Source organism: Kutzneria kofuensis (assembly GCF_014203355.1).
Taxonomy (GTDB): domain Bacteria; phylum Actinomycetota; class Actinomycetes; order Mycobacteriales; family Pseudonocardiaceae; genus Kutzneria; species Kutzneria kofuensis.
The window spans coordinates 4,125,713-4,148,767 of the sequence record NZ_JACHIR010000001.1 but is presented as its reverse complement, the minus strand read 5'-3'; the positions used below and the strand labels follow the sequence as shown (position 1 = coordinate 4,148,767).

Below are 23,055 nucleotides of genomic sequence, written 5' to 3'. Positions count from 1 at the left end.
CCGTTACACTCATCTGATCTACCACGCCTCACAAGTTGAGGGAGGCAGGCGTGAGCGACACCGGATCTCAGCCGGCGCACCAGGCCGGACGCAGCCTCGACCCGCACCTCGGCCGCTACGCGGCGCGCACGGCGGGCATGACGGCATCTGAGATCCGAGCGCTCTTCGCGGTGGCGAGCCGCCCCGAGGTTGTCTCCCTCGCCGGTGGCATGCCCTATCTTTCCGCACTTCCGCTGGAATCGCTCGCCGCGGACGTCGGCCAGCTGATGGCCAGCGAGGGGCTGACCGCGCTGCAGTACGGCTCCGCCCAGGGGACCGTCGAGCTGCGTGAGCAGATCTGCGAGGTGATGGCGCTCGAGGGCATCACCGCGCACCCCGACGACGTGGTGGTCACCGTCGGCTCCCAGATGGGGCTCGACATGGTCACCCGGGTCTTCTGCGACCCGGGTGACGTCGTGTTGGCCGAGGCCCCGTCGTACGTCGGCGCGCTGGGCACCTTCTCCGCCTACCAGGCTCAGGTCGTGCACGTCGAGATGGACGACGCCGGCCTGGTGCCCGAGGCGCTGCGCCAGGCGCTGGCCGCCGTGACGGCGAGCGGCCGCCGGGTGAAGTTCCTCTACACCATCCCGAACTTCCAGAACCCCGCCGGCGTGACGCTGTCGGTGCAGCGACGGGCCGAGATCCTGGAGATCTGCGCCCAGCACGACGTGCTCGTCGTCGAGGACAACCCGTACGGGCTGCTCGGTTTCGACGGCCAGACCTACCCGGCGCTGCGCTCCGCCGACCCGACCAACGTGGTCTACCTCGGCTCGTTCTCCAAGACCTTCGCCCCCGGCCTCCGGGTCGGCTGGGTGCTCGCGCCGCACGCCGTCCGCGAGAAGCTCGTCCTGGCCGCCGAGTCGGCCACGCTGTGCCCGCCGGCGTTCACCCAGGCCGTGGTGAGCCGGTACCTGTCGCAGCACGACTGGAAGGGCCAGATCAAGACCTACCGGGAGGCGTACCGGGAGCGCCGGGACGCCACGCTGGCCGCCATGGAGCAGCAACTGCCGGCCGGGTGCACGTGGACCAAGCCCGAGGGCGGCTTCTACGTGTGGCTGACCGTGCCCGAGGGGCTGGACACCAAGGCGATGCTGCCGCGGGCCGTCACGCAGCGCGTGGCCTACGTGCCCGGCACCGCGTTCTACGCCGACAGCTTCGGCAGCCGCCAGATGCGGCTGTCGTACTGCTACCCGACCCCGGAGCGGATCCGGGAGGGCGTTCGGCGCCTGGCCGCCGTGCTCGAAGGCGAGTTGGAGTTGCTCGACACCTTCGGCACCGTCCAGCACCGCCGGCTGTCCGGCGCGCAGACGCCGACTCCGGACACCGCCTGACCGTCATCTACGGTGGCTCCCATGTCGGATCGCTGGGTCGCCGTGCTGTCGGGTGGGTTGTCGCACGAGCGGGACGTGTCGCTGCGCTCGGGTAGGCGGTTGTCGGCTGCCCTTCGCTCGGTCGGGTTGACCGTCGAGGAGTGGGACGCCGACGCCGGCCTGCTCGAACGCCTGCGCAGCAACCGCCCCGACGCCGTTGTCGTCGCGCTGCACGGCGGTGAGGGCGAGAACGGCTCCATCCAGTCGATCCTGGAGATGTTCGGCGTTCCCTACGTCGGCACCGACTCCCGTTCCTGCCGGCGGGCGTGGGACAAGCCCACCGCCAAGGCCGAGCTCGCCCGGGTCGGTCTGGCCACCCCCGACTGGGTTGTGCTGCCGCACAGCACCTTCCGCGAGTTGGGCGCCCAGGCCGTCCTGGACGCCCTCGTGGACCGCATCGGCCTGCCGTTGATCCTCAAGCCCGACCAGGGCGGCTCCGCCCTCGGCACCCAGGTCGTCCGCGAGGCCGCCGAGCTTCCCGCCGCCATGGTCGGCTGCTTGGCCTACGGCGACACCGTGCTGGCCGAGCAGTTCGTCGACGGCGTCGAGGTCGCCGTCGGCGTCCTGGAGGGTCCTGCCGGCCCCGAGGCCCTTCCCGCCGTCGAGATCAGCCCCACCACCGGCACCTACGACTACACCGCCCGGTACACCGCCGGCCTCACCGACTTCCACACCCCCGCGCGGCTCGACCCCTCTGTCGCCACCGAGGTCGGCGAGCTCGCGGTCGCCGCCCATCGCCTCCTGGGCCTTCGAGACGTCTCTCGCACCACCGCCATCGTCGCCCCCGACGGCACGGTGAATTTCCTCCAGGTCAATGTGTCCCCGGGCCTCACGGAGACGTCGCTACTGCCCATGGCCATCGAAGCCGCCGGCCGGTCCCTGGGCGACACCTTCGCCGCCCTCATCGAACGCGCCGTCGCCCGCGGTCCCCGCTAGCGCCGACTCCGCCGCGGTCGATCTCCCGGCCGCCGCTCGCTCGGCCGAGCCGCGCCTCACCACTCCTCGGGACACCGGGCGCCGCGGTCGCTTTCGTCTCCGAACGCGACCGTCGCCGCTCGTCCTCCCATGGCCCACAGAACACCGCTCGGGGCCGCTCCAAGCCCTTCGTCACCGTGACGTAAGTGGTCAAGGTGATGGGATGTCCCCGATCTGTGTCCGATTTGCCGCATCCGGCGCGATGAGGCCGACGATGCGTTCGAGGTCGTCGACCGACCCGAACTCGACGACGATCCGGCCCTTGCGGCGGCCGAGTTCGACCTTGACGCGGGTGTCGAACGAGTCCGACAGGCGGTCGGCGAGGTCCTGGAGCCCGGGGGCGTGGATGGGCTTGCGGGGAGCGGGCTTCGGCTTGGCCGGGGCCTCGTTCTTCGCGAGCGTCACGGCTTCCTCGGTGGCCCGGACGGAGAGGCCCTCGGCGACGATCCGCGCGGCGAGGTCTTCCTGCGATCCGGAGTCCTCCAGACCGAGCAGCGCCCGGGCGTGGCCGGCGGACAGCACCCCGGCGGCGACGCGGCGCTGGACGGGGAGCGGGAGCTTGAGCAACCGGATGGTGTTGGTGATGACGGGCCGGCTGCGGCCGATGCGGGAGGCGAGCTCCTCGTGCGTCACCTCGAACTCGTCGAGCAGCTGCTGATACGCGGCCGCCTCTTCGAGCGGGTTCAGCTGGGCGCGGTGGATGTTCTCCAGCAGCGCGTCGCGCAGCATGGCGTCGTCGGCGGTCTGCCGCACGATGGCGGGGATCGCGTCCAGGCCGGCGCGCTGGGAGGCGCGCCAGCGGCGCTCACCCATCACGAGCTCGTAGGAGCCGCGACCCAGTTCGCGAACGACGATCGGCTGCATCAGGCCGAACTCGCGGATGGAGTGCTCCAGCTCGGCCAGTGCGTCCTCGTCGAAGACCTGGCGGGGCTGCTTCGGGTTCGGCTTGATCTCGGTGATCGGCACCTCGCGGTACACCGCGCCGGCCACCGTGTTGCCCCCGACGACCGCCGGGGGAGCCTCGTCCGTGGCGGCGCCGAGCTTCACGCCGGCGCCGTTGGTCTCGCCGGGGGGCGGACCCTGGGGGATGAGCGCCGCGAGGCCGCGGCCCAGGCCACCCTTGCGTTCCGGCGGGGTCATGCGCGCTCCATTTCCGTGCCGCGGTCGGCGATCTCACGAGCGGCGTCCAGGTAGCTCATCGCGCCGCGCGAACCCGGGTCGTAGGCGAGCACCGTCTGGCCGTAGCCGGGCGCCTCCGAGACCTTCACGCTGCGGGGGATGACCGTCTGGAGGCAGGTGTCGCCGAAGTGCCCACGCACCTCGCTGGTCACCTGGTCGGCCAGCTTGGTCCGGCCGTCGTACATGGTGAGCAGGATGGTGGAGACATCCAGCGCCGGGTTCAGGTGCGCCTTGACGAGGTCGATGTTGCGCAGCAGCTGGCCGAGTCCCTCCAGGGCGTAGTACTCGCACTGGATCGGGATCAGCACCTCCTTGGCCGCGACGAGCGCGTTGACCGTCAGCAGACCGAGCGAGGGCGGGCAGTCGATGAAGACGTAGTCGATGCCGAGCTCGTCGAGCGCCTCGCTGGAGAGCGCCTCCTTGAGCCGGGACTCGCGGGCGACCATGGAGACGAGTTCGATCTCCGCGCCGGCGAGGTCGATGGTGGCCGGCACGCAGTAGAGGTTCGGGGACTGCTCGCTGACCGCCGCCGCGTCGGCGATGGAGATCTCGCCGATCAGCACCTCGTAGACGGACGGTGTGCCGGACCGGTGCTCGATGGCGAGAGCGGTGCTGGCGTTGCCCTGCGGGTCGAGGTCGATCACGAGCGTCTTCAGCCCGTGCAGGGCGAGTGCGGCGGCGAGGTTGACCGTGCTGGTCGTCTTGCCGACGCCGCCCTTCTGGTTGGCCACGGTCATGATGCGGCGCTGCGCCGGTCGAGGGAGCTTCAACGAATCCGGGTGCAGCACCTTGGCGGCGCGCTGAGCCTCGGCTTCGATCGGAGTCCAAGTCGCGCCTTCGCCGGCCATGACCGACTCGCTCATTCCTGGATTCATCGGGCGTAGTACCTCTCCGGCTCCGACGGGCCCGTCGTGTGCCTCTGCGAGTCGCGCTGTTTCACGTGGAACATGCGGTGCTCCGATCTGAGGATCCGAGTACACGCTCACCCATCCTTCCGTCTCCGACGCCCGCCGTCACGACGCCCCACCTGTTCGTCTCGTTCCACCACGACGACGGTCGTCGGCACCTCAAGCACCTCGGCGCCACAGGTGGCCACCCACTGGCGGCGGCCACCCGCCTTCGCCACCGCTGCCGCATCGCGTTCCAGTTCCTCGGCCGCGCTGGCGCCCTTGAGCGCCAGCAACTGCCCGCCGGACCGAAGGAGCGGCAGGCACCACTTCGCCAGCTTCTCCAGCGGCGCGACCGCACGGGCGGTGACAATGTCGCTGCCACCGAGCCGGCGTCGCACCTCGGGCTCCTCCGCCCGGCCACGCATCACCTCGACGTCGAGGCCGAGGGTGTCCACGACTTCCTGGAGCCAGGCGACGCGCCGAGCCATCGGTTCCAACAGGGTCAGCCGGACGTCGGGTCGGGCGATCGCCAGCGGGATGCCGGGAAGTCCCGCCCCCGAGCCTACGTCCACCGCCCGACAATTCTGTGGCACCAACTCGGCAAGTACGGCCGAGTTGAACAGATGGCGCTCCCAGAGCCGTTCGACCTCACGCGGGCCGATGAGACCGCGCTCCACTCCATGGTCGGCCAAGAGCGTGGCGAACTTGATGGCCCCCGACGCCCCGTCGCCGAACACCCGCTCCACGAGGTCCGCCGACGGCTCCAACGCCTCGCTCATACGCTCCCAATCCGTCCGCACGTTTCACGTGAAACCGTGTCCGCCCCATCTTCCCCGACGACCCCGTTTCACGTGAAACACAGCGACCAACAAACGCCTCCCGTCGCTGTGTGGCACCCGTTCGAAGGACGCGCCTACCCGACTCCGGGCACAAAAAAGCGCGGCCCGTTTCACGTGAAACGGGCCGCGCCGGTCGAGCGTTCGATCACTGCTCCTTGAAGACCACCACGCGGCGCTGAGGCTCCTCGCCCTCGCTCTCGCTGTAGGTGCCCTTCACGGCGGCGACGGCGTCGTGCACGACCTTGCGCTCGAAGGGGGTCATCGGCTGGAGCCGAACCTTCTCGCCGGTGGACAGCACCTTCTCGGCGGCGGAGCGGCCGAGCTCGCGGAGCTCGCTGCGGCGGCCCTCACGCCAGCGGGCGATGTCCAGCATGAGCCGGCTGCGCACACCGGTTTCCTGCTGCACGGCGAGCCGGGTGAGCTCCTGCAGCGCCTCCAGCACGGTGCCGCGCGGGCCAACGAGCTTCTCCAGCTCCTCGCCGCCGTCGATGCTCACGATCGCGCGGCCGGCCTCCACGTCCAGGTCGATGTCGCCGTCGTAGTCGAGCACGTCCAGCAGCTGCTCCAGGTAGTCACCGGCGATGTCGCCCTCCTGGACGAGCAGATCCTCGGTGTTCGACGACGACCGCTCCTCGGTCGTCTCCTGGTCGGCATCGGCCGCCTGCAACGTCTCCGACACGTTCTCTCCTCTCCAGAACAGCTCGGCGTCAGCGACGCTTACGGCTCTGCTTCTTGCGGGCTCGGTCCGGGGCCAGACCGGGGATCTTGGTGGACGCGTCGCCACTGCCGTTGACGGCGCTGCCGTTGGCCGGCGCGCTCGACCCGTTGCCGGTCGACTCGCTCTCCGCGCTCGCCGTCTCGGCGGCGTCAGTGGTGTCCGCCGGCTCGGCCGACTTGCCGACCTTGCGCACCTGCTGCATCGGCTTCTGCCCGGGCTTGGGCGCGAGGTTGTTGCGCTGCTCGACCTTCTTGGCCTTCGCCTCGGCCTCTTCCCGGTCGATCCGGTGGTAGACGAAGTACTGCTGACCGAGCGTCCAGGCGTTGTTGCTCAGCCAGTAGAACAGCAGACCGATCTGCAGGAAGGCGCCGAAGGCGAGCACGCCGAGCGGGAACAAGTACAGGGTGAGCTTGTTCATCATCGCGGTCTGCGGGTTCGCGGTCACCGCGGCGGTCTGCCGGGCCACGTTGTGCCGGGCGGTCAGGTGCGTCGCGATGCTGGCCACGATCATCAACGGGATCGACACCAGGATGACGTCCAGCCGACCCACGTGCGGGACGAACGCGTTCAGCTCGTTGTCGGCCATCGCGATGTACGACGACAACGGCGCGCCGAACAGGCGGGCCTGGAGGAACGACTGCACGTCCTCGGTCGGGATCCAGTAGTTCGCGATCTTTATGTTCTGGTCGTAGGACAGCCCGGGGCGGTTGAACGACCGCAGCACGTGGTTAAGGCCGATGAAGACGGGCGCCTGGAGCAGGATCGGCAGACAGCCGGCGAGCGGGTTCACGCCGTGCTCGGACTGGAGCTTCTGCATCTCCGCCGCGAGCTTCTGCTTGTCGTTGGCGTACTTCTTCTGCAGCTTCTTGATCTCGGGCTGGAACTCGGCCATCTTGCGCATGGACTTGACCTGCGCGACGAACGGCTTGAACAGAATCACTCGCAGGGTGAACACGAGGAACACCACTGAGAGCGCCCAGCTGGCCGCACCGCCGAAGGCCCCGTCACCGAAGATGGCGCCGAAGACCTTGTGCCATACCCACAAGATCCCCGACACGGGGTAATAGATGAAGTTGAGCACTGAGCTACTCCTCGGCAGCGGTGTTGGAACTGGCGCCGGTCCGCGGCTGCCGTGGCGGCACCGGGTCCAAGCCTCCAGGATGCCAGGGCCCGCAGCGCAGCAGCCGGCGAATCGTCAGCCAGCTGCCGCGCACCGCACCATGGACGGTCAGCGCCTCCACCGCATATGCACTGCAACTCGGGTAGAAGCGACAGCTCGGGGGGAACAGGGGGGAGATCCACCTCTGGTATCCCCGGATCGGGGCCACCAGCACCTTCGCGGCGACGGTCACGAGGCACCACCGGCCAGGCCGAGGCGGCGCAGCGCGGCGTCCAGGTCCCGGCCGAGCTCGGCGCTGGTCGCGGTGGCGGCGGGCGCCAGCGCCCGCACCACGACCGCCGTGCCGGCCGGCAGCTGTTCGAGCCGCTGCGCCATCTGGTGCCGCAACCGCCGGCTGACCCGATGGCGCACCACCGAGTTGCCGACGGCCTTGCTCACGACAAAGCCCACCCTGGTCCGAGCGAGCTCGGTCCGGGTGGGCGACGTCGGTGCTGTGGTGTCCGCCGGGCTCGTCAGGGCGTGCATGACGAGCCGGGGTCTGCCGGCTCGGCGACCCCGGCGGACGACCAGGCCGAAGTCGTGGCTACTGGTCAGCCGGGCGGCCGCGGGGAGCACGGCGCGTCGGGGTCAGGCCGAGAGGCGGGCGCGGCCCTTGCCGCGGCGAGCGGCGAGGATCGCGCGGCCCGCGCGAGTACGCATCCGCAGCCGGAACCCGTGGGTCTTGGCGCGACGACGGTTGTTGGGCTGGAAGGTGCGCTTACCCTTGCTCACTTCTGGGTCTCCCGGTGCTCACTGCAAGCAGGTCTGGTGGTGTCCCCCAGCCGCACTCACACGGTCACCGCACTACACGGCCACACCGGACGAGAGTCGTGGGCGCCGGATCACGTTCCGGCGCTCATTGGCACGGGCGCGCGAAGACGCCCGCTGCCAGCGGGAGACCATTCGAGAGTACGCAGCTACGCGCCGGTTCTCAAATCGGCAGCCCAGCCACCCCATCAGGGGACAGACGGTCACGGTGGGGGAGTGACCGGCCGGTTCGTCTTGTGGCGGCTGCCACGCCTTGTTAGCGTGCTCCTCCGCGGTTTCGCCCTCGGGCCCGGCCCGGGGCTCCCCACACGTGGCGCCGAACCGTCCGCGCGGAACCCGGACCCCGCCGCTGGCCGACCCAGTGCGAGGCGCCGATGTGTCCCGGCGTACCTTCGTGCACAGTTGTGGACAACCTGTGGACTACACGGTCCGGTGTCCACAGCGCAACCGGACGTGACGCTCTGGGGCTGCTGCGCATTCGCACGCCGACCCGGCGTCGGCGAAACAGGCGAGGGGAGGGGAGCAGGGCGTGTCCGACGACCAGACCAACCTCGGTCAGGTATGGGACCAGGTCGTCCAGGAACTGCTCGCCGCAGGGGCCCTGTCCTCCTTGCAGCGCGCCTGGATGCGGGTGACCCGGCCGATCGGGCTGCTGGACGGCACGGTCCTGCTCGGCGCGCCGAGCGACTTCGCCAAGGAGGCCATCGAGCGGGCGCTGCGCGATCCGATCACCGCCGCGCTGTCCCGCCGGCTCGGCCGCCCGGTGTCGCTGGCCGTCAAGGTCGACACCGTGGTGCCGCGCGCCGCCGCCGGCCCGCCGCCCGCGCCCACCCCGCAGCCGCTGATCACCACGCCCGCTCCGCGCCCGCCGGCCGTCGCCCCCGCGGAGCAGACCGCGCCGATGCCGGCGATCACCCTGTCCGAGGACGGCGAGTCCGAGGACGAGGTGGACGAGGAGCGCGAGGCGCTGGCCACCGTGCACGAGATCTGGCCGACGTTCAGCGGGCCGCCGGCGGCGCAGCCGAGCCAGCAGACCAACTCGCAGACCAGGCTGAACGAGAAGTACACCTTCGACACCTTTGTCATCGGCGCGTCCAACCGGTTCGCCCACGCGGCCGCGGTGGCGGTGGCCGAGGCGCCGGCGCGCGCGTACAACCCGCTGTTCATCTGGGGCGAGTCCGGTCTGGGCAAGACCCACCTGCTGCACGCCGTCGGGCACTACGCGCAGCGGCTGTTCCCGGGGATGCGGGTGCGGTACGTGTCCACCGAGGAGTTCACCAACGACTTCATCAACTCCCTGCGGGACGACCGCAAGATCGCCTTCCAGCGCCGCTACCGGGACATCGACGTGCTGCTCGTCGACGACATCCAGTTCCTGGAGGGCAAGGAAGGAACGCAGGAGGAGTTCTTCCACACCTTCAACACGCTGCACAACTCGAACAAGCAGATCGTGGTGTCCTCGGACCGGCCGCCCAAGCGGCTGGAGACCCTGGAGGACCGGCTGCGCACGCGGTTCGAGTGGGGCCTGATCACCGACATCCAGCCGCCCGAGCTGGAGACGCGGATCGCCATCCTGCGCAAGAAGGCCGCGCAGGACCGGCTGGCCGCGCCGGCGGAGGTGCTGGAGTTCATCGCCGCCCGGATCGAGCGCAACATCCGGGAGCTGGAGGGTGCGCTGATCCGGGTCACCGCGTTCGCGTCGCTGAACCGGCAGCCCGTCGACGTGCAGCTGGCCGAGATCGTGCTGCGGGACCTGATCCCGGACTCGCACGCCCCGGAGATCACCGCCCCGACGATCATGGCCGTGACCGCCGAGTTCTTCGGCGTGACCATCGACGACCTGTGCGGCCCGGGCAAGACCAAGGCGCTGGCCCAGGCCCGGCAGATCTCCATGTATCTGTGCCGGGAGCTGACCGACCTGTCGCTGCCCAAGATCGGCCAGACCTTCGGCGGCCGCGACCACACCACCGTCATGCACGCGGACAAGAAGATCCGCAAGGAGATGGCGGAGCGCCGGCGGATCTACGACCAGGTGCAGGAGCTGACCTCCCGCATCAAGCAGCGCGCCCGCGGCTGACCCCCGTTTCGTCCCTGAGCGGCCCCCGCATCCCGGTGGGCCGCTCGCGGCTGTCCGGCCCTGGCCGCCCGACGCCGACTTCTTTCTCACGAGGCACCCCGGTCCGCCGCCGGCCCCGGTGAGAAACCTTCCCGCCGCCGGGTTGCCCCCTGGCCGACCTTTCTCACCACGTGCCCGGCGCGGTCACCCAAGCCAGTGAGAAAGATGGCGGCCGCGTCCGCGGTGCCGCACCTTACTGATCTACGCGCCGGACCACCTCGGCCCGCGGGGCCGCCGGTCCACGGCGCGACCTTTCTGACTGAGGGGGCGCGCCCGGCGCCGAGCCCAGCCAGAAAGACTGACGGTCCGCCGACACCAGGTCGACCGGACGCGGTGCCGGCCAGATCGGCAGCGGGTGGCGGCGCGGTCGCGAGCCAGCCGGCCGGGCTCTGATCAGAGAGGCGCGACCTTTCTGGTCGGCCTCGCGGAGCCGCCATCGACCTCGGCCAGAAAGCCGGCGTCGGCCACGCCCGCCGACCAGTCGACGGAGCTCACCGCCCGGCCGCCGGTCAGCCCTTGGGCCCGCCGCCCCGGCCGCCGCCGACCCCTTTCTCACTGCCCCCGCCGGAGCGCCCCACCCCCGGCCGGGAAAAGTCGCCGACTCGCTGACCGGGTTGCGGGCCGGTCCGCCCCTCGATGAGAAGCTCTGCGCCGGCGGCTCCCGCCCCGCCCGCGGCCCGGATCCGCCCATCGACCTGGGCGCGGCCTCCGTGATCTTTCTGACCACCGACCCCGGTCGCGGGCCGGCCGCCCTCAGAAAACTCGCCGGCCGCAACCCTCGGCGGATGAACTTTTCTGGCGGCCCGGGGTGCCCGATCGGCCCCGGATCCCAGAAAAGTTGTCCACAGTCACCCACATCGGGGAGACCTGGGCCACTTTCACCCTGTGCAACGCCTGGGGACGAACCAGCCCACATCTGGGGATGGGGATGTGGACAACTCGACCGATCTGTGGACCGAACGGAGCAGCCGAGAAGTTGTCCACGGGGGCCCCAAGTTGTCCACCGGTCACCCGGGGTACTTGCCCACACCCCCAGCCATCACCTGAACAGCGCAAACCCCGGTTGTCCACACAATCCACAACCCTTACTGCTGTTACTGGGGATCTCTTCGAAGAGATGAAAAGAAGAAAAACAGGGGGTGGCCGAAGTTGGGGACAGCGGCGGTCCGGCCGGGGAAGCCCCGACATGACGAAGCGGCCCCGCACGCTCTACCGTTGGGCTCCCCTAGGACCCGGTCGTGTGCCGAGCCCGGACGACACGGGGACGACCAAGGTCGTGCCGAAGGAAAGGACGCCCTCATGAAGATCCGCGTCGAGCGCGACGGTCTAGCCGACGCCGTGGCCTGGGTCGCCCGAAGCCTGCCGTCGCGGCCGCCGGTCCCGGTCCTCGGCGGTGTCCTGCTGGACGCCGGCTCGGACGAGGGCGACACCGGCGACGCGCTGACGGTCTCCGGCTTCGACTACGAGGTCTCGGCCCAGGTCGGCGTGCCGGCCACGATCGCGGCCGGCGGCAAGACCCTGGTCTCCGGCCGACTGCTCGCGGACATCACCAAGGCGCTGCCCAACCACCCGGTGGAGATCGCCGTCGACGGGGCCCGCGTCTCGATCACGTGCGGCAGCGCCAAGTTCAGCCTGCCGACCATGCCGGTCGAGGACTACCCGGCGCTGCCGGCGATGCCGCAGCGGGCCGGCGCGCTCGCCGGTGAGGTCTTCGCCGAGGCGGTCGGCCAGGTGGCGGTCGCGGCCGGCAAGGACGACACGCTGCCGATGCTGACCGGCGTCCGGGTCGAGTTCAACGGCGGCAAGCTGACCCTGGTCGCCACCGACCGGTTCCGGCTGGCGATGCGCGAGTTCGACTGGGAGCCGGCCGACGAGGTCGACACCGCGGTCCTGGTCCCGGCCCGCAACCTGGCCGAGGCGGCCAAGACGCTGGGCGGCGCCGGCTCGACGGTCGAGCTGTCCCTGGCCTCCGGCGACGGCCTGCTCGGCCTGTCCGGCACCGGGCGGCGGACCACCAGCCGACTTCTGGATGCCGAGTTTCCGAAGTACCGGCAACTTCTCCCCGCCGAGCACAACGCGGCTGCGATCATCGAGGTGTCCTCGCTGCAGGACGCGATCAAGCGCGTGTCGCTGGTCGCCGAGCGCGGCACCCAGGTCCGGCTGGAGTTCAGCGACGGCGGCCTGCGGCTGTCCGCGGGCGGTGACGACGAGGGCAGCGCGGAGGAGGAGCTGCCCGTGGAGTTCACCGGCGACCCGGTGACGATCGCGTTCAACCCCGGCTATCTGCTCGACGGCCTGGCGGCGGTGCGCACGGATCGTGCCCACTTGTCGTTCACCACACCGAGCAGGCCCGCACTGATCAAGCCGGTGGGCGAGGATGGAAGCGTGGCGGAGGGGTACCTCTACCTGCTGATGCCGGTGCGCCTGCCCGGCTGACCTACCTGCAGCCTGCAACACGGAGAGGACCGCGATCGTGCAGCTCGGACTCATCGGCCTGGGCAAGATGGGCTTCAACATGCGGGAGCGGTTGCGCAAGGCCGGCCACGAGGTGGTGGGCTACGACCGCAACCCGGACGTCACCGACGTCGCCAGCCTGGCCGACCTGGTCGGCGCGCTGGCGGCGCCGCGGACGGTGTGGATCATGGTCCCGGCCGGTGACCCGACCCGGCAGACCGTCGAGGAACTGCGCGAGCTGCTCAGCGAGGGCGACCTCGTGATCGACGGCGGCAACTCGCGGTTCACCGACGACTCGGCCAACTCGGCCTCGCTGGCCGAGAAGGGCATCGGCTACCTCGACTGCGGCGTGTCCGGCGGCGTCTGGGGTCTCGAGGTCGGCTACGGCCTGATGGTCGGCGGCGAGCACAAGTGGGTCGAGCAGGCGATGCCGATCTTCGACGCGCTCCGCCCCGAGGGCCCGCGCGAGGAGGGCTTCGCGCACGCCGGTCCGGTCGGCGCCGGCCACTTCTCGAAGATGGTGCACAACGGCATCGAGTACGGCCTGATGCAGGCCTACGCCGAGGGCTTCGAGCTGCTGGAGGCGTCCGAGCTGGTCACGGACGTGCCGGCGACCATCAAGGCGTGGCAGCGCGGCACCGTGGTCCGGTCCTGGCTGCTGGACCTGCTGGTCCGTGCCCTGGACTCCGACCCCGAGCTGGACGACCTGCGCGGCTACGTGGAGGACTCCGGCGAGGGTCGGTGGACCGTCGAGGAGGCGATCAACCACTCGGTGCCGGCGCCGGTGATCTCCGCCGCGCTGTTCGCCCGGTTCGCCTCCCGCCAGGACGACTCGCCCGCGATGCGTGCCGTCGCCGCGCTGCGCAACCAGTTCGGCGGTCACGCGGTGCACATGGCCGGTCCGTCGTCCGGCGGCGGCTCCACGCACTGACCGGTGTACGTCAGGCATCTCCAGGTCGTCGACTTCCGCTCCTGGGCGCAGGCCGATCTGGCCTTCGACCCGGGCGTGAGCGTGTTCGTCGGCTCCAACGGCCAGGGCAAGACGAACCTGGTCGAGGCGATCGGCTACGTGGCCACCCTGGGCTCGCACCGGGTGGCCACGGACGCACCGCTGGTCCGCACCGGCAGCCCGCGCGCGGTGATCCGCGCCGCGGTGGTCAACGCCGGCCGTGAGCTGCTGGTCGAACTGGAGATCACGCCGGGCAAGGCCAACCGGGCACGGATCAACCGCGGCCCGGTGCCTCGCCCGCGCGAGGTGCTGGGCATTCTGCGCACGGTGTTGTTCGCGCCGGAGGACCTGGCCCTGGTGCGGGGCGACCCAGGCGAGCGCCGCAAGTTCATGGACGACCTGCTGGTCGCCCGCGCGCCGAGGTATGCCGGCATTCGCTCCGACTACGAGCGGGTGCTCAAGCAGCGCAGCGCCCTGCTGAAGTCGGCGGGTGCCGCGAGGCGGGCCGGCGGTCGGGGCGATCTGAGCACGTTGGAGGTGTGGGACGGCCATCTGGCCGCGCAGGGCGCGCAACTGCTCGCCGCCCGGCTCGACCTGATCGACGACCTGGCGCCGCTGGTCGCGGCCAACTACGCGGGGGTCGCCCCCGAATCGCGGCCTGTCTCGATCCGGTACCGGTCCACGCTCGGTGACGCGCTGCCCCGGCGGGAGCGGGCCGACGTCGCGGAGCTGGAGGCGGCGCTGCTCGCGGAGATCGCCCGGGTTCGGCCGCAGGAGGTGGAGCGCGGCGTCTGCCTGGTCGGCCCGCACCGGGATGAGCTGGAGCTGACGCTCGGTGACAACCCGGCCAAGGGCTACGCGAGTCACGGAGAGTCATGGTCCTTCGCGCTGGCGCTGCGGCTGGGCGCGTACGACCTGCTGCGCGATGATGGGGCCGAGCCGGTGCTCGTGCTCGACGACGTGTTCGCCGAGTTGGACCGCCGGCGCCGGCAGCAGCTGGCGAAGGTGGCGGCGAACGCGGAGCAGGTGCTGGTGACCGCGGCCGTCGCCGAGGACGTGCCGGAGGAGTTGGCCGGCGCCCGGTACCAGGTCCGCGACGGTGAGGTGAACCGTGTCCGATGAACCCGCGGGCAATCCGCCACAAGGGGTACGCATCTCCGGCCCGTCTTACCCCACATCTGGGGATAAACCTGTGGATGATGTGGATAACTCGGTGACTCCGGGGCGTCGATCCACAGCGAAACCGGCCAATAATGCGGCAAACGGCGCAAATCGGGCGGGATCTACCCCCAATCCGTCACCTGATGGTGGACAACCCGAACGAGTGATCGACCGGCTGCCGGAGGGCCTGACCGGATCCGACCTCGCCCGCGCGGCGCTCGCCGCCGCCCGGGAGGCGGCCAAGTCGCGCAAGCCGGCGCGGCGCTCCACCGCCGCGGTCAACCGCGGCCGCCGGCGGCGGTGGTCGGGCGCGGGGGCGGACGACCGCGACCCGCAGCCGCTCGGCCGCCTGGTGTCCCGGATGGCCATGGACCGCGGCTGGAGCGAGCAGCTCTCCGGCGGTCAGGTGTTCGCGAAGTGGCCGCAGCTGGTCGGCGCCGAGGTGGCCCAGCACGCCAAGCCGGTGACGCTGCGTGAGGGCGAACTGGTGGTGCAGGCCGAGTCGACGGCGTGGGCCACCCAGCTGCGGCTGCTCCAGCGCCAGTTGCTGCAGCAGATCGCCAAGGGCGTCGGCCCGAACGTCGTCAAGCGCCTCAAGGTGCAGGGCCCGTCGGCGCCCAACTGGCGATTCGGGCCGCTACATGCCCCAGGTCGCGGGCCACGCGACACCTACGGCTGACACACCATGTTTCATGTGAAACACGGCAGCGGGGAAATCACGGCTTACGGAGACGAACGTAGCCGGACCGAGTGACATCCGCAGCCCGGCGGACCCTCGTTCACTCACTTCCGGGCTTCTGTGACGTTCTCAGGCGGGTCCTAGCCGCCTTTTCGGCGGGGTCGCCCGGTATACTTTCGGGAGGATGTGAGCACGGCAGCGCTGGACGGTCCGTCCGCGCAGGCTCGCACACCAGTCCTGCGTGGCGTCCCAGAGGGAGACAGCAAAGCTCGTGGCTGCCAACAACAACGCTGAGTACAGCGCCAAGTCCATCACCGTGCTCGAGGGCCTCGAGGCGGTCCGCAAGCGGCCGGGCATGTACATCGGCTCCACCGGCGAGCGCGGTCTGCACCACCTCATCTGGGAGGTCGTGGACAACTCCGTCGACGAGGCGATGGCCGGCCACGCCTCCAAGGTGGTGCTGGTGCTGCGCGCCGACGGCGGCGTGGAGTGCATCGACGACGGCCGTGGCATCCCGGTCGACGAGCACCCGGTGGAGAAGAAGCCGGCGGTCGAGCTGGTGCTCACCACGCTGCACGCCGGCGGCAAGTTCGACAGCGACTCCTACGCGGTGTCCGGCGGTCTGCACGGCGTCGGCGTGTCCGTGGTCAACGCGCTGGCCACCCGGCTCGAGGTGAAGATCAAGCGCGACGGCTTCCACTGGAGCCAGACCTACGTGAACTCGGTGCCGACCGGTCCCCTGGAGAAGGGCGAGCCGACCACCGAGACCGGCACCACCATCACCTACTGGGCCGACCCGGAGATCTTCGAGACCACCGAGTACAACCTGGAGACGGTGTCCCGCCGGCTGCAGGAGATGGCGTTCCTGAACAAGGGACTGACCATCGTGCTGCGCGACGAGCGGGTCGCCGACGAGGAGGCCGAGGCCGACGCCGACGGCCAGGTGGCGCGGGTGAAGGAGCAGACCTTCCACTACCCGGGTGGCCTTGAGGACTTCGTCCGGCACATCAACCGGTCCCGCGAGGCGCTGCACGAGAAGGTCGTCGCGTTCGACGCGAAGGGCGAGGACCTCGAGGTCGAGATCGCCATGCAGTGGAACACCGGCTACTCGGAGTCGGTCTACACCTTCGCCAACACGATCAACACCCACGAGGGCGGCACCCACGAGGAGGGCTTCCGCGCGGCGCTCACCCGGGTGGTGAACGAGTACGCCAAGGACAAGAAGCTGGTCAAGGAGAAGGACGGCAACCTCTCCGGCGAGGACATCCGCGAGGGTCTGGCCGCCATCGTCTCGGTCAAGCTCAAGGAGCCGCAGTTCGAGGGCCAGACCAAGACCAAGCTCGGCAACACCTCGGCCAAGTCCTTCGTGCAGAAGGCGTGCAACGAGTGGATCGCCGACTGGTTCGACCGGCACCCGGCCGAGGCCAAGATCATCATCAACAAGGCGGTGTCCTCGGCGCAGGCCCGGCTGGCCGCCCGCAAGGCCCGCGAGCTGGTCCGCCGCAAGGGCGCGCTGGACATCGGCGGCCTGCCCGGCAAGCTCAAGGACTGCCGGTCGACGGACCCGGAGGAGTGCGAGATCTACATCGTCGAGGGTGACTCGGCGGGCGGCTCGGCCAAGGAAGGCCGGGACTCCATGTACCAGGCGATCCTGCCGATCCGCGGCAAGATCATCAACGTGGAGAAGGCGCGCATCGACCGCGTGCTGAAGAACACCGAGGTGCAGAGCATGATCACTGCCTTCGGTACCGGCATCCACGACGACTTCGACATCAGCAAGCTCAAGTACCACAAGATCGTGCTGATGGCCGACGCCGACGTCGACGGCCAGCACATCCGGACCCTGCTGCTCACCCTGCTGTTCCGCTTCATGCGGCCGCTGATCGAGCACGGGCACGTCTACCTGGCGCAGCCGCCGCTGTACAAGATCAAGTGGCAGCGCGGCGTCGAGCCGGAGTACGCCTACTCCGACCGCGAGCGCGACGGGCTGCTCGAGGCCGGCCTGGCCGCCGGCAAGAAGATCGGCAAGGACGACAGCATCCAGCGCTACAAGGGTCTCGGCGAGATGAACGCGCAGGAGCTGTGGGAGACCACGATGGACCCGGCCAACCGGGTGCTGCTCCAGGTGACCATGGACGACGCGGCCACCGCCGACGAGCTGTTCAGCGTGCTGATGGGCGAGGACGTCGAGGCCCGGCGGTCCTTCATCACCCGCAACGCCAAGGACGTCAAGTTCCTCGACGTGTGACGTCCCGGCCCTCCGCCTCCTCGCCCTTGTGTGAAAGGAACTCCTAGTCGTGACCGAAACCTTGCCGCCCGACAACCACGGGCGGACCGAGCCGGTCGACATCCAGCAGGAGATGCAGAACTCCTACATCGCGTACGCGATGAGCGTGATCGTCGGTCGCGCGCTGCCCAACGTGTACGACGGCCTCAAGCCGGTGCACGTGCGGGTGCTGTACTCGATGTACGACTCCGGCTTCCGGCCGGACCGCGGCTACAACAAGTGCGCCCGCGTCGTCGGCGACGTGATGGGCAACTACCACCCGCACGGCGACTCGTCGATCTACGACGCGCTGGTCCGGCTGGCCCAGCCGTGGGCGATGCGCTACCCGCTGGTCGACGGCCAGGGCAACTTCGGCTCGTCGGGCAACGACCCGGCCGCCGCCATGCGGTACACCGAGTGCCGGCTCACCCCGTTGGCCATGCACATGCTGCAGGACATCGAGGAAGAGACCGTCGACTTCCGGGACAACTACGACGGCCGCATCCAGGAGCCGATCGTCCTGCCGTCCCGGGTGCCCAACCTGCTGATCAACGGCAGCGCCGGCATCGCCGTCGGCATGGCCACCAACATCCCGCCGCACAACCTGCGCGAGGTCGCGGACGCGGTGGTGTGGGCGCTGGAGAACCCGGAGGCGCCCGACGAGGAGACGCTGGAAGCCGTGATGGCCCGGATCAAGGGCCCCGACTTCCCGACCCACGGCCTGATCCTGGGCACCCGCGGCATCGAGGACGCCTACCGCACCGGCCGCGGCTCGGTGCGCATGCGCGCCGTCGTCGAGGTCGAGGAGGACAGCAAGGGGCGCACCATCCTGGTCGCCACCGAGCTGCCGTTCCAGGTCAACCCGGACAACCTGGTGGAGAACATCGCCACCCTGGTCCGCGACGGCAAGCTCACCGGTATCGCCAACATCGCCGACGAGTCCAACAGCCGGACCGGCATGCGCATCGTGGTCACGCTCAAGCGGGACGCGGTGGCCAAGGTCGTGCTGAACAACCTGTACAAGCACACCCAGCTGCAGCACACGTTCGGCGTCAACATGGTGTCCCTGGTCGACGGCGTGCCGCGCACGCTGCGGCTGGACCAGATGATCCGCCTCTACGTGAAGCACCAGGTCGAGGTCATCGTCCGCCGGACCAAGTACCGGCTGCGCAAGGCCGAGGAACGGGCCCACATCCTGCGCGGCCTGGTCAAGGCGCTCGACCAGCTGGACGCGGTGATCGCGTTGATCCGCCGGTCGCCGACCGTGGAGGACGCCCGGGTCGGCCTGATCGAGCTGCTCGAGGTCGACGAGATCCAGGCCAACGCCATCCTCGAGATGCAGCTGCGCCGGCTGGCCGCCCTGGAGCGGCAGAAGATCGTCGACCAGTTGGCCGAGATCGAGCTCGAGATCGCCGACCTGCAGGACATCCTGGCCAAGCCGGAGCGGCAGCGCGCCATCGTCCGCGACGAGCTGATGGAGATCGTCAACAAGTACGGCGACGACCGGCGCACCCGCATCCTGCCGTTCGACGGCGAGGTCTCCATGGAGGACCTCATCGCCGTCGAGGACGTGGTCGTCACCATCACCCGGACGGGTTACGCGAAGCGGACGAAGACCGACCTGTACCGCTCGCAGAAGCGCGGCGGCAAGGGCGTCCAGGGCGCGCAGCTCAAGCAGGACGACATCATCGCCCACTTCTTCGTGTGCTCCACCCACGACTGGATCCTGTTCTTCACCAACATGGGGCGGGTCTACCGGGCCAAGGCGTACGAGCTGCCGGAGGCCAACCGGAACGCGCGCGGCCAGCACGTGGCCAACCTGCTCGCGTTCCAGCCGGGCGAGGAGATCGCCCAGGTCATCGAGATCCCCAACTACGAGGTCGCGCCGTACCTGGTGCTGGCCACCAAGACCGGCCTGGTGAAGAAGTCGCGGCTGGCCGACTTCGACTCCAACCGGTCCGGCGGCCTGATCGGCATCAACCTCAAGGAGGGCGACGAACTGGTCGGTGCCGTGCTCTGCGCGGCCGAGGACGACCTGCTGCTGGTCTCCGCCGACGGGCAGTCCATCCGGTTCCACGCCACCGACGAGACGCTGCGGCCGATGGGCCGGGCCACCTCCGGCGTGCTGGGCATGCGCTTCAACAACGGCGACGAGCTGCTGTCCATGGGCGTCGTGCAGCCCGACAAGTTCGTGCTGGTCGCCACCGACGGCGGCTACGCCAAGCGGACCCCGATCGACGACTACCCGATCCAGGGACGCGGCGGCAAGGGCGTGCTGACCATCCAGTACGACCGCAAGCGCGGCCGGCTGGTCGGTGCTTTGATCGTCGACGAGGACGACGAGTTGTACGCCATCACATCATCTGGTGGAGTGATCCGTACCAGCGTCGAACAGGTGCGCAAGGCCGGCCGACAGACGAAGGGGGTGCGGCTGATGAACCTCGACGAGGGCGGCACCCTGATGGGTGTGGCACGCAACGCCGACGAGCCCACGGACGTCTCCGGAGAGGACGACCAGACCTCCGCTCCGGACGTGGCCGAGTAGGCAGGCGCGGCAGGGAACACACCAACAAGCTGACTGAGGACCGCTCGTGACAACTCCGGAGAATCCGGAACAGCCGGACGCCAAGACCGAGCAGGACGGCGAGGTCGAGAAGAAGTCCGTCGCGACCGAGGAGGCTCCCGCCAAGCCGGAGCAGCCGGAAGAGGCGGCGGACGCGGCCGAGCCGGCGACCAACGGCGCCACCGCCAGTCACGAGCAGGAGACCGCCAAGTTCAGTGCCGGGGAAGCCGCCGCCGCGGAGCCGGCGGCCTCCTCGGCGCCGCCGCCCTGGCAGCGGGTCACCGCCGACAACGCCGCGGCCGCCGCCGCGGCGAACGCCGGCACCATCGCGTCCACGGCGTACGACAACGAGCCCGTCGACACCAGCTCGCAGGCCACGACCAACTTCCGTCCGGTCACGCCGCCCGAGCCGGCCGCGTCCCCGCTGGACTCGCCGACCGTGTCCACCCGGACGTCGGTCAACCTCGGCGGGCCCACGCCCACCCCGCCCCGGGGCACCGCCGCGCCCACCGCGCTGCGCCGCCCCGGCCGCGGGCCCCGGCGGGCCAGCCTCCAGATCAAGCGCGTCGACCCCTGGTCGGTGCTCAAGCTGGCGCTCGTCCTCGGCTTCGCCATGTTCCTGGTCTGGATGGTCGCCGTCGGCGTGCTGTACAGCGTGCTCGGCGGCATGAACGTGTGGACCAAGCTCAACGGCACCTACAACGACCTGGTGCAAGGCGGCGACAACAGCGGCGGCGACCTCATCAGCGCCGGCCGCGTCTTCGGCATCGCCGCCGTCGTCGGACTCGTGAACGTGATCCTGTTCACTGCGATGGCCACCGTCAGCGCGTTCATCTACAACGTGTCCGCTGACCTGGCCGGAGGCGTCGAAGTGACCCTCTCCGAGCGGGAGTAGACCCGGTTTGGATCAGGGGAGAGGAGTACGGTAATCTTCTCCCCCGTAAGGGCCCATAGCTCAGGCGGTTAGAGCGCTTCGCTGATAACGAAGAGGTCGGAGGTTCAAGTCCTCCTGGGCCCACGGAACCGATTGGGTGTAGTGGGTCTGGAAGCGCAGCTTCCAGACCTTTATCGTTTCCGGTGTCTTGTGGGGCTCCGCCCCACGCCCCGCAGAGGGGGCTCCGCCCCCTCGAACCCCCGACTCGGGCTCGGCTTCGCCGTCGCCCTTCGGACCGTGGGGGTGCGATGGAGCCGGGTGCCTGGTCGGGAAGCACGTGTATGTTGGGACTACCTGTCCTGTGTAGGGGTGGCAAGCGCCAAGGAGGCGACTCGACGTGAAGAAGCTCATCGCGCTCGCGGCTGTGGCTGGGGTCGTGCTGTTTTTCGTGCGGCGGCAGCGTTCCGCCAAGGCCGAGGCCGACCTGTGGCGCGAGGCGACGGCTCCGACCGACTGAGGTTGGGCGAACACCGGGGTACGACGGCCTGACGGTCGCGGCCCCTCGGGGACATAGCTCAATTGGCAGAGCACCGCCTTTGCAAGGCGGGGGTTAGGGGTTCGATTCCCCTTGTCTCCACGGTATCTGACCAGCGACAACGCCAGCTTTCATGATCACATTAGTTGATCACTGGCTGTCAGAGTGGTTGCGAGTACGCTCGGAGCGTGCGGCAACCCGGTCGTAAGAGGCGCCAGCGAGGCTCCATCGTCAAGCGCGGGAACTCCTTCCGCGTGCTGGTCTACGCCGGTACCGACCCTGTCACCGGCAAGCGCGTCTACCTCGACGAGTCGACCACCGACGAGGCCGAGGCGCAGCGCATCCTCACCCGCCTGCTGGCCCAAGTCGACAAGCAGAACCAGGCCCGCACGAAGGGCACCCTCGGCTACGCGATCGAGGAGTGGCTGCGCGTCCAGGAACTGGAGCAGGCGACCCGCGAGACCTACGAGATGTACGTCCGCCGGTACATCAACGCCACGGTGAACGGCAAGCCTGGACTCGGCGAGGAGCCGATGTCGAAGGTGTCGGCCCGGGTGCTGGAGAAGCTCTACGCCGAGCTGCGACGCTGCCGCGCTCGCTGCGACGGACGGCCAGGAGTCGATCACCGCGTCGAGGGCGACCATGAGTGCCGGGTGGTGCGCCACAAGTACCCGCCCGGTCGGCCGCCAGCTGGCGGCTACCCCGATCACGACTGCGCCACTGCGAGTTGCCAGGTCACCGAGTGCAAGCCGCACGCCTGCCGGCCCCTGGCCAACGCCTCGATCCTGAAAATCCACTTCATCATCGCCGGCACGCTGTCGGCCGCCGTGCGGTGGGACTGGATCGACCGCAACCCCGCCGAGGTTGCCAAGAAGCCCGAGCAGCCCAAGCCCCAACCCAAGCCGCCGACGGTCGACCAGGCCGCGCGCATCGTGGACGGCGCCTGGGCGGAGGACCCTGCGTGGGGCACGCTGGTGTGGCTCGTCAACGTCACCGGCCTGCGCCGCGGGGAGCTGGTCGCCCTGCGCTGGCGGGACGTCGACCTCACCGACTCCGCCCTCTACTGCTGGGACACCAAGACCGGCACCATGCGTCGGGTCTCCCTCGACCCGGTCACCGTCGAGCTGCTCACAGAGCACCATGAGCGCTACGAGAAGGCGTGCCGCGACCTCGATGTCAGCACGACCGCGGACGCCTACGTGTTCTCCTACAGCCCGACGCATGACCGCCCCTGCAACGGCAGCGGGATCACCCACCGGTATGCCCGCCTCTGCAAGCGCCTGGGCATCGACAGTCACCTGCACGCTATGCGCCACTACTCCGCCACCCAGCTGCTCACCGCTGGCGTCGATGTCCGAACGGTCGGCGGTCGGCTTGGCCACGCGCCGGGCACCACCCTGCGCGTATACAGCGCCTGGACCGACCAAGCCGACAAGCGGGCAGCCGAGATCCTCGGCAACCGGCTGAAGCGGCCGAAGTAAGTGCAGGCGCGGTGGGGCCGGCATCAGCCAGCTGCGGCCG

At 69.8% G+C, this 23,055-nt stretch carries 19 protein-coding genes, 2 tRNA genes and 1 pseudogene; 14 read left to right on the top strand and 8 right to left on the bottom strand.

Going from position 1 to position 23,055, the window contains the following annotated elements; translation table 11 throughout:
* The first annotated feature begins 50 nt into the window (after positions 1–50).
* Entirely contained in the window at positions 51–1,370 is a 1,320-nt protein-coding gene (locus BJ998_RS19155) for an aminotransferase-like domain-containing protein (RefSeq protein ID WP_312890203.1), read from the top strand.
* Positions 1,371–1,391: 21 nt separating this feature from the next.
* Positions 1,392–2,345: a D-alanine--D-alanine ligase family protein gene (locus tag BJ998_RS19150; RefSeq protein ID WP_184863534.1), complete on the top strand. Its 954-nt coding sequence runs from the start codon at positions 1,392–1,394 to the stop codon at positions 2,343–2,345.
* Between the two features lie 189 nt (positions 2,346–2,534).
* Here the strand turns inward: BJ998_RS19150 and BJ998_RS19145 are convergent, their stop codons facing one another.
* From BJ998_RS19145 to rpmH, 8 genes are all read right to left on the bottom strand, one after another.
* Positions 2,535–3,524 carry a ParB/RepB/Spo0J family partition protein gene (locus BJ998_RS19145; RefSeq protein ID WP_184863532.1) on the bottom strand — a complete coding sequence of 330 codons (990 nt, stop codon included), beginning with the start codon at positions 3,522–3,524 and terminating at the stop codon, positions 2,535–2,537.
* Complete coding sequence (locus BJ998_RS19140; protein WP_184863530.1) at positions 3,521–4,438, bottom strand: ParA family protein; 918 nt, start codon at positions 4,436–4,438, stop codon at positions 3,521–3,523. Before BJ998_RS19140 ends, BJ998_RS19145 begins: the two co-directional genes overlap by 4 nt.
* Before the next feature lie 107 nt (positions 4,439–4,545).
* Complete coding sequence (gene rsmG, locus BJ998_RS19135; protein ID WP_184863528.1) at positions 4,546–5,232, bottom strand: 16S rRNA (guanine(527)-N(7))-methyltransferase RsmG; 687 nt, start codon at positions 5,230–5,232, stop codon at positions 4,546–4,548.
* Between the two features lie 205 nt (positions 5,233–5,437).
* Positions 5,438–5,971: a Jag family protein gene (locus tag BJ998_RS19130; protein ID WP_184863526.1), complete on the bottom strand. Its 534-nt coding sequence runs from the start codon at positions 5,969–5,971 to the stop codon at positions 5,438–5,440.
* Positions 5,972–5,999: 28 nt separating this feature from the next.
* On the bottom strand, positions 6,000–7,091 hold the full coding sequence (gene yidC / locus BJ998_RS19125) for a membrane protein insertase YidC (RefSeq protein WP_184863524.1): 1,092 nt from the start codon (positions 7,089–7,091) through the stop codon (positions 6,000–6,002).
* A 4-nt stretch (positions 7,092–7,095) separates the two neighbouring features.
* Positions 7,096–7,362, bottom strand: a complete 267-nt coding sequence (yidD, locus tag BJ998_RS19120; RefSeq protein WP_184863522.1) for a membrane protein insertion efficiency factor YidD — start codon at positions 7,360–7,362, stop codon at positions 7,096–7,098.
* A complete protein-coding gene (rnpA, locus tag BJ998_RS19115) occupies positions 7,359–7,745 on the bottom strand; it encodes a ribonuclease P protein component (protein ID WP_184863520.1) in 387 nt (128 codons plus the stop codon). The genes yidD and rnpA overlap by 4 nt, the downstream gene beginning before the upstream one ends.
* Positions 7,746–7,757: 12 nt before the next feature.
* Complete coding sequence (gene rpmH, locus BJ998_RS19110) at positions 7,758–7,901, bottom strand: 50S ribosomal protein L34 (protein WP_084579815.1); 144 nt, start codon at positions 7,899–7,901, stop codon at positions 7,758–7,760.
* Between the two features lie 565 nt (positions 7,902–8,466).
* Here rpmH and dnaA point away from each other — a divergent pair.
* The 12 genes and pseudogenes from dnaA (at position 8,467) to BJ998_RS19055 (ending at position 23,015) form a co-directional block, all read left to right on the top strand.
* Positions 8,467–10,014, top strand: a complete 1,548-nt coding sequence (gene dnaA / locus BJ998_RS19105) for a chromosomal replication initiator protein DnaA (protein ID WP_184863518.1) — start codon at positions 8,467–8,469, stop codon at positions 10,012–10,014.
* 1,338 nt (positions 10,015–11,352) lie between these two features.
* Positions 11,353–12,489: a DNA polymerase III subunit beta gene (gene dnaN, locus BJ998_RS19100; RefSeq protein WP_184863516.1), complete on the top strand. Its 1,137-nt coding sequence runs from the start codon at positions 11,353–11,355 to the stop codon at positions 12,487–12,489.
* Positions 12,490–12,523: 34 nt separating this feature from the next.
* Positions 12,524–13,438 (top strand): phosphogluconate dehydrogenase (NAD(+)-dependent, decarboxylating), encoded by a 915-nt coding sequence (gnd, locus tag BJ998_RS19095; protein ID WP_184868775.1) that lies wholly within the window; start codon positions 12,524–12,526, stop codon positions 13,436–13,438.
* Between the two features lie 3 nt (positions 13,439–13,441).
* Entirely contained in the window at positions 13,442–14,578 is a 1,137-nt protein-coding gene (recF, locus tag BJ998_RS19090; RefSeq protein ID WP_184863514.1) for a DNA replication/repair protein RecF, read from the top strand.
* Between the two features lie 202 nt (positions 14,579–14,780).
* A complete protein-coding gene (locus tag BJ998_RS19085) occupies positions 14,781–15,296 on the top strand; it encodes a DciA family protein (RefSeq protein ID WP_312890202.1) in 516 nt (171 codons plus the stop codon).
* A 271-nt stretch (positions 15,297–15,567) separates the two neighbouring features.
* Complete coding sequence (gene gyrB / locus BJ998_RS19080) at positions 15,568–17,544, top strand: DNA topoisomerase (ATP-hydrolyzing) subunit B (protein WP_184863512.1); 1,977 nt, start codon at positions 15,568–15,570, stop codon at positions 17,542–17,544.
* A gap of 49 nt (positions 17,545–17,593) precedes the next feature.
* Complete coding sequence (gene gyrA, locus BJ998_RS19075) at positions 17,594–20,107, top strand: DNA gyrase subunit A (protein WP_184863510.1); 2,514 nt, start codon at positions 17,594–17,596, stop codon at positions 20,105–20,107.
* A 46-nt stretch (positions 20,108–20,153) separates the two neighbouring features.
* Positions 20,154–21,020 (top strand): DUF3566 domain-containing protein, encoded by an 867-nt coding sequence (locus tag BJ998_RS49190; RefSeq protein ID WP_184863508.1) that lies wholly within the window; start codon positions 20,154–20,156, stop codon positions 21,018–21,020.
* A 49-nt stretch (positions 21,021–21,069) separates the two neighbouring features.
* Positions 21,070–21,143, top strand: a tRNA-Ile gene (locus tag BJ998_RS19065).
* Positions 21,144–21,396: 253 nt separating this feature from the next.
* Positions 21,397–21,513: pseudogene (locus tag BJ998_RS46595) on the top strand (DLW-39 family protein); the annotation flags it as partial.
* A gap of 50 nt (positions 21,514–21,563) precedes the next feature.
* Positions 21,564–21,636, top strand: a tRNA-Ala gene (locus BJ998_RS19060).
* Between the two features lie 86 nt (positions 21,637–21,722).
* On the top strand, positions 21,723–23,015 hold the full coding sequence (locus BJ998_RS19055; RefSeq protein WP_312890201.1) for a tyrosine-type recombinase/integrase: 1,293 nt from the start codon (positions 21,723–21,725) through the stop codon (positions 23,013–23,015).
* Positions 23,016–23,055 lie beyond the last annotated feature (40 nt).

Bases quoted from the DNA above. Each gene is read 5' to 3' on its own strand.
- BJ998_RS19150 (WP_184863534.1), top strand. From the start codon at position 1,392: ATGTCGGATCGCTGGGTCGCCGTGCTGTCGGGTGGGTTGTCGCACGAG.
- BJ998_RS19145 (WP_184863532.1), bottom strand. From the start codon at position 3,524: ATGACCCCGCCGGAACGCAAGGGTGGCCTGGGCCGCGGCCTCGCGGCG.
- BJ998_RS19140 (WP_184863530.1), bottom strand. From the start codon at position 4,438: ATGAATCCAGGAATGAGCGAGTCGGTCATGGCCGGCGAAGGCGCGACT.
- rsmG (WP_184863528.1), bottom strand. From the start codon at position 5,232: ATGAGCGAGGCGTTGGAGCCGTCGGCGGACCTCGTGGAGCGGGTGTTC.
- dnaN (WP_184863516.1), top strand. From the start codon at position 11,353: ATGAAGATCCGCGTCGAGCGCGACGGTCTAGCCGACGCCGTGGCCTGG.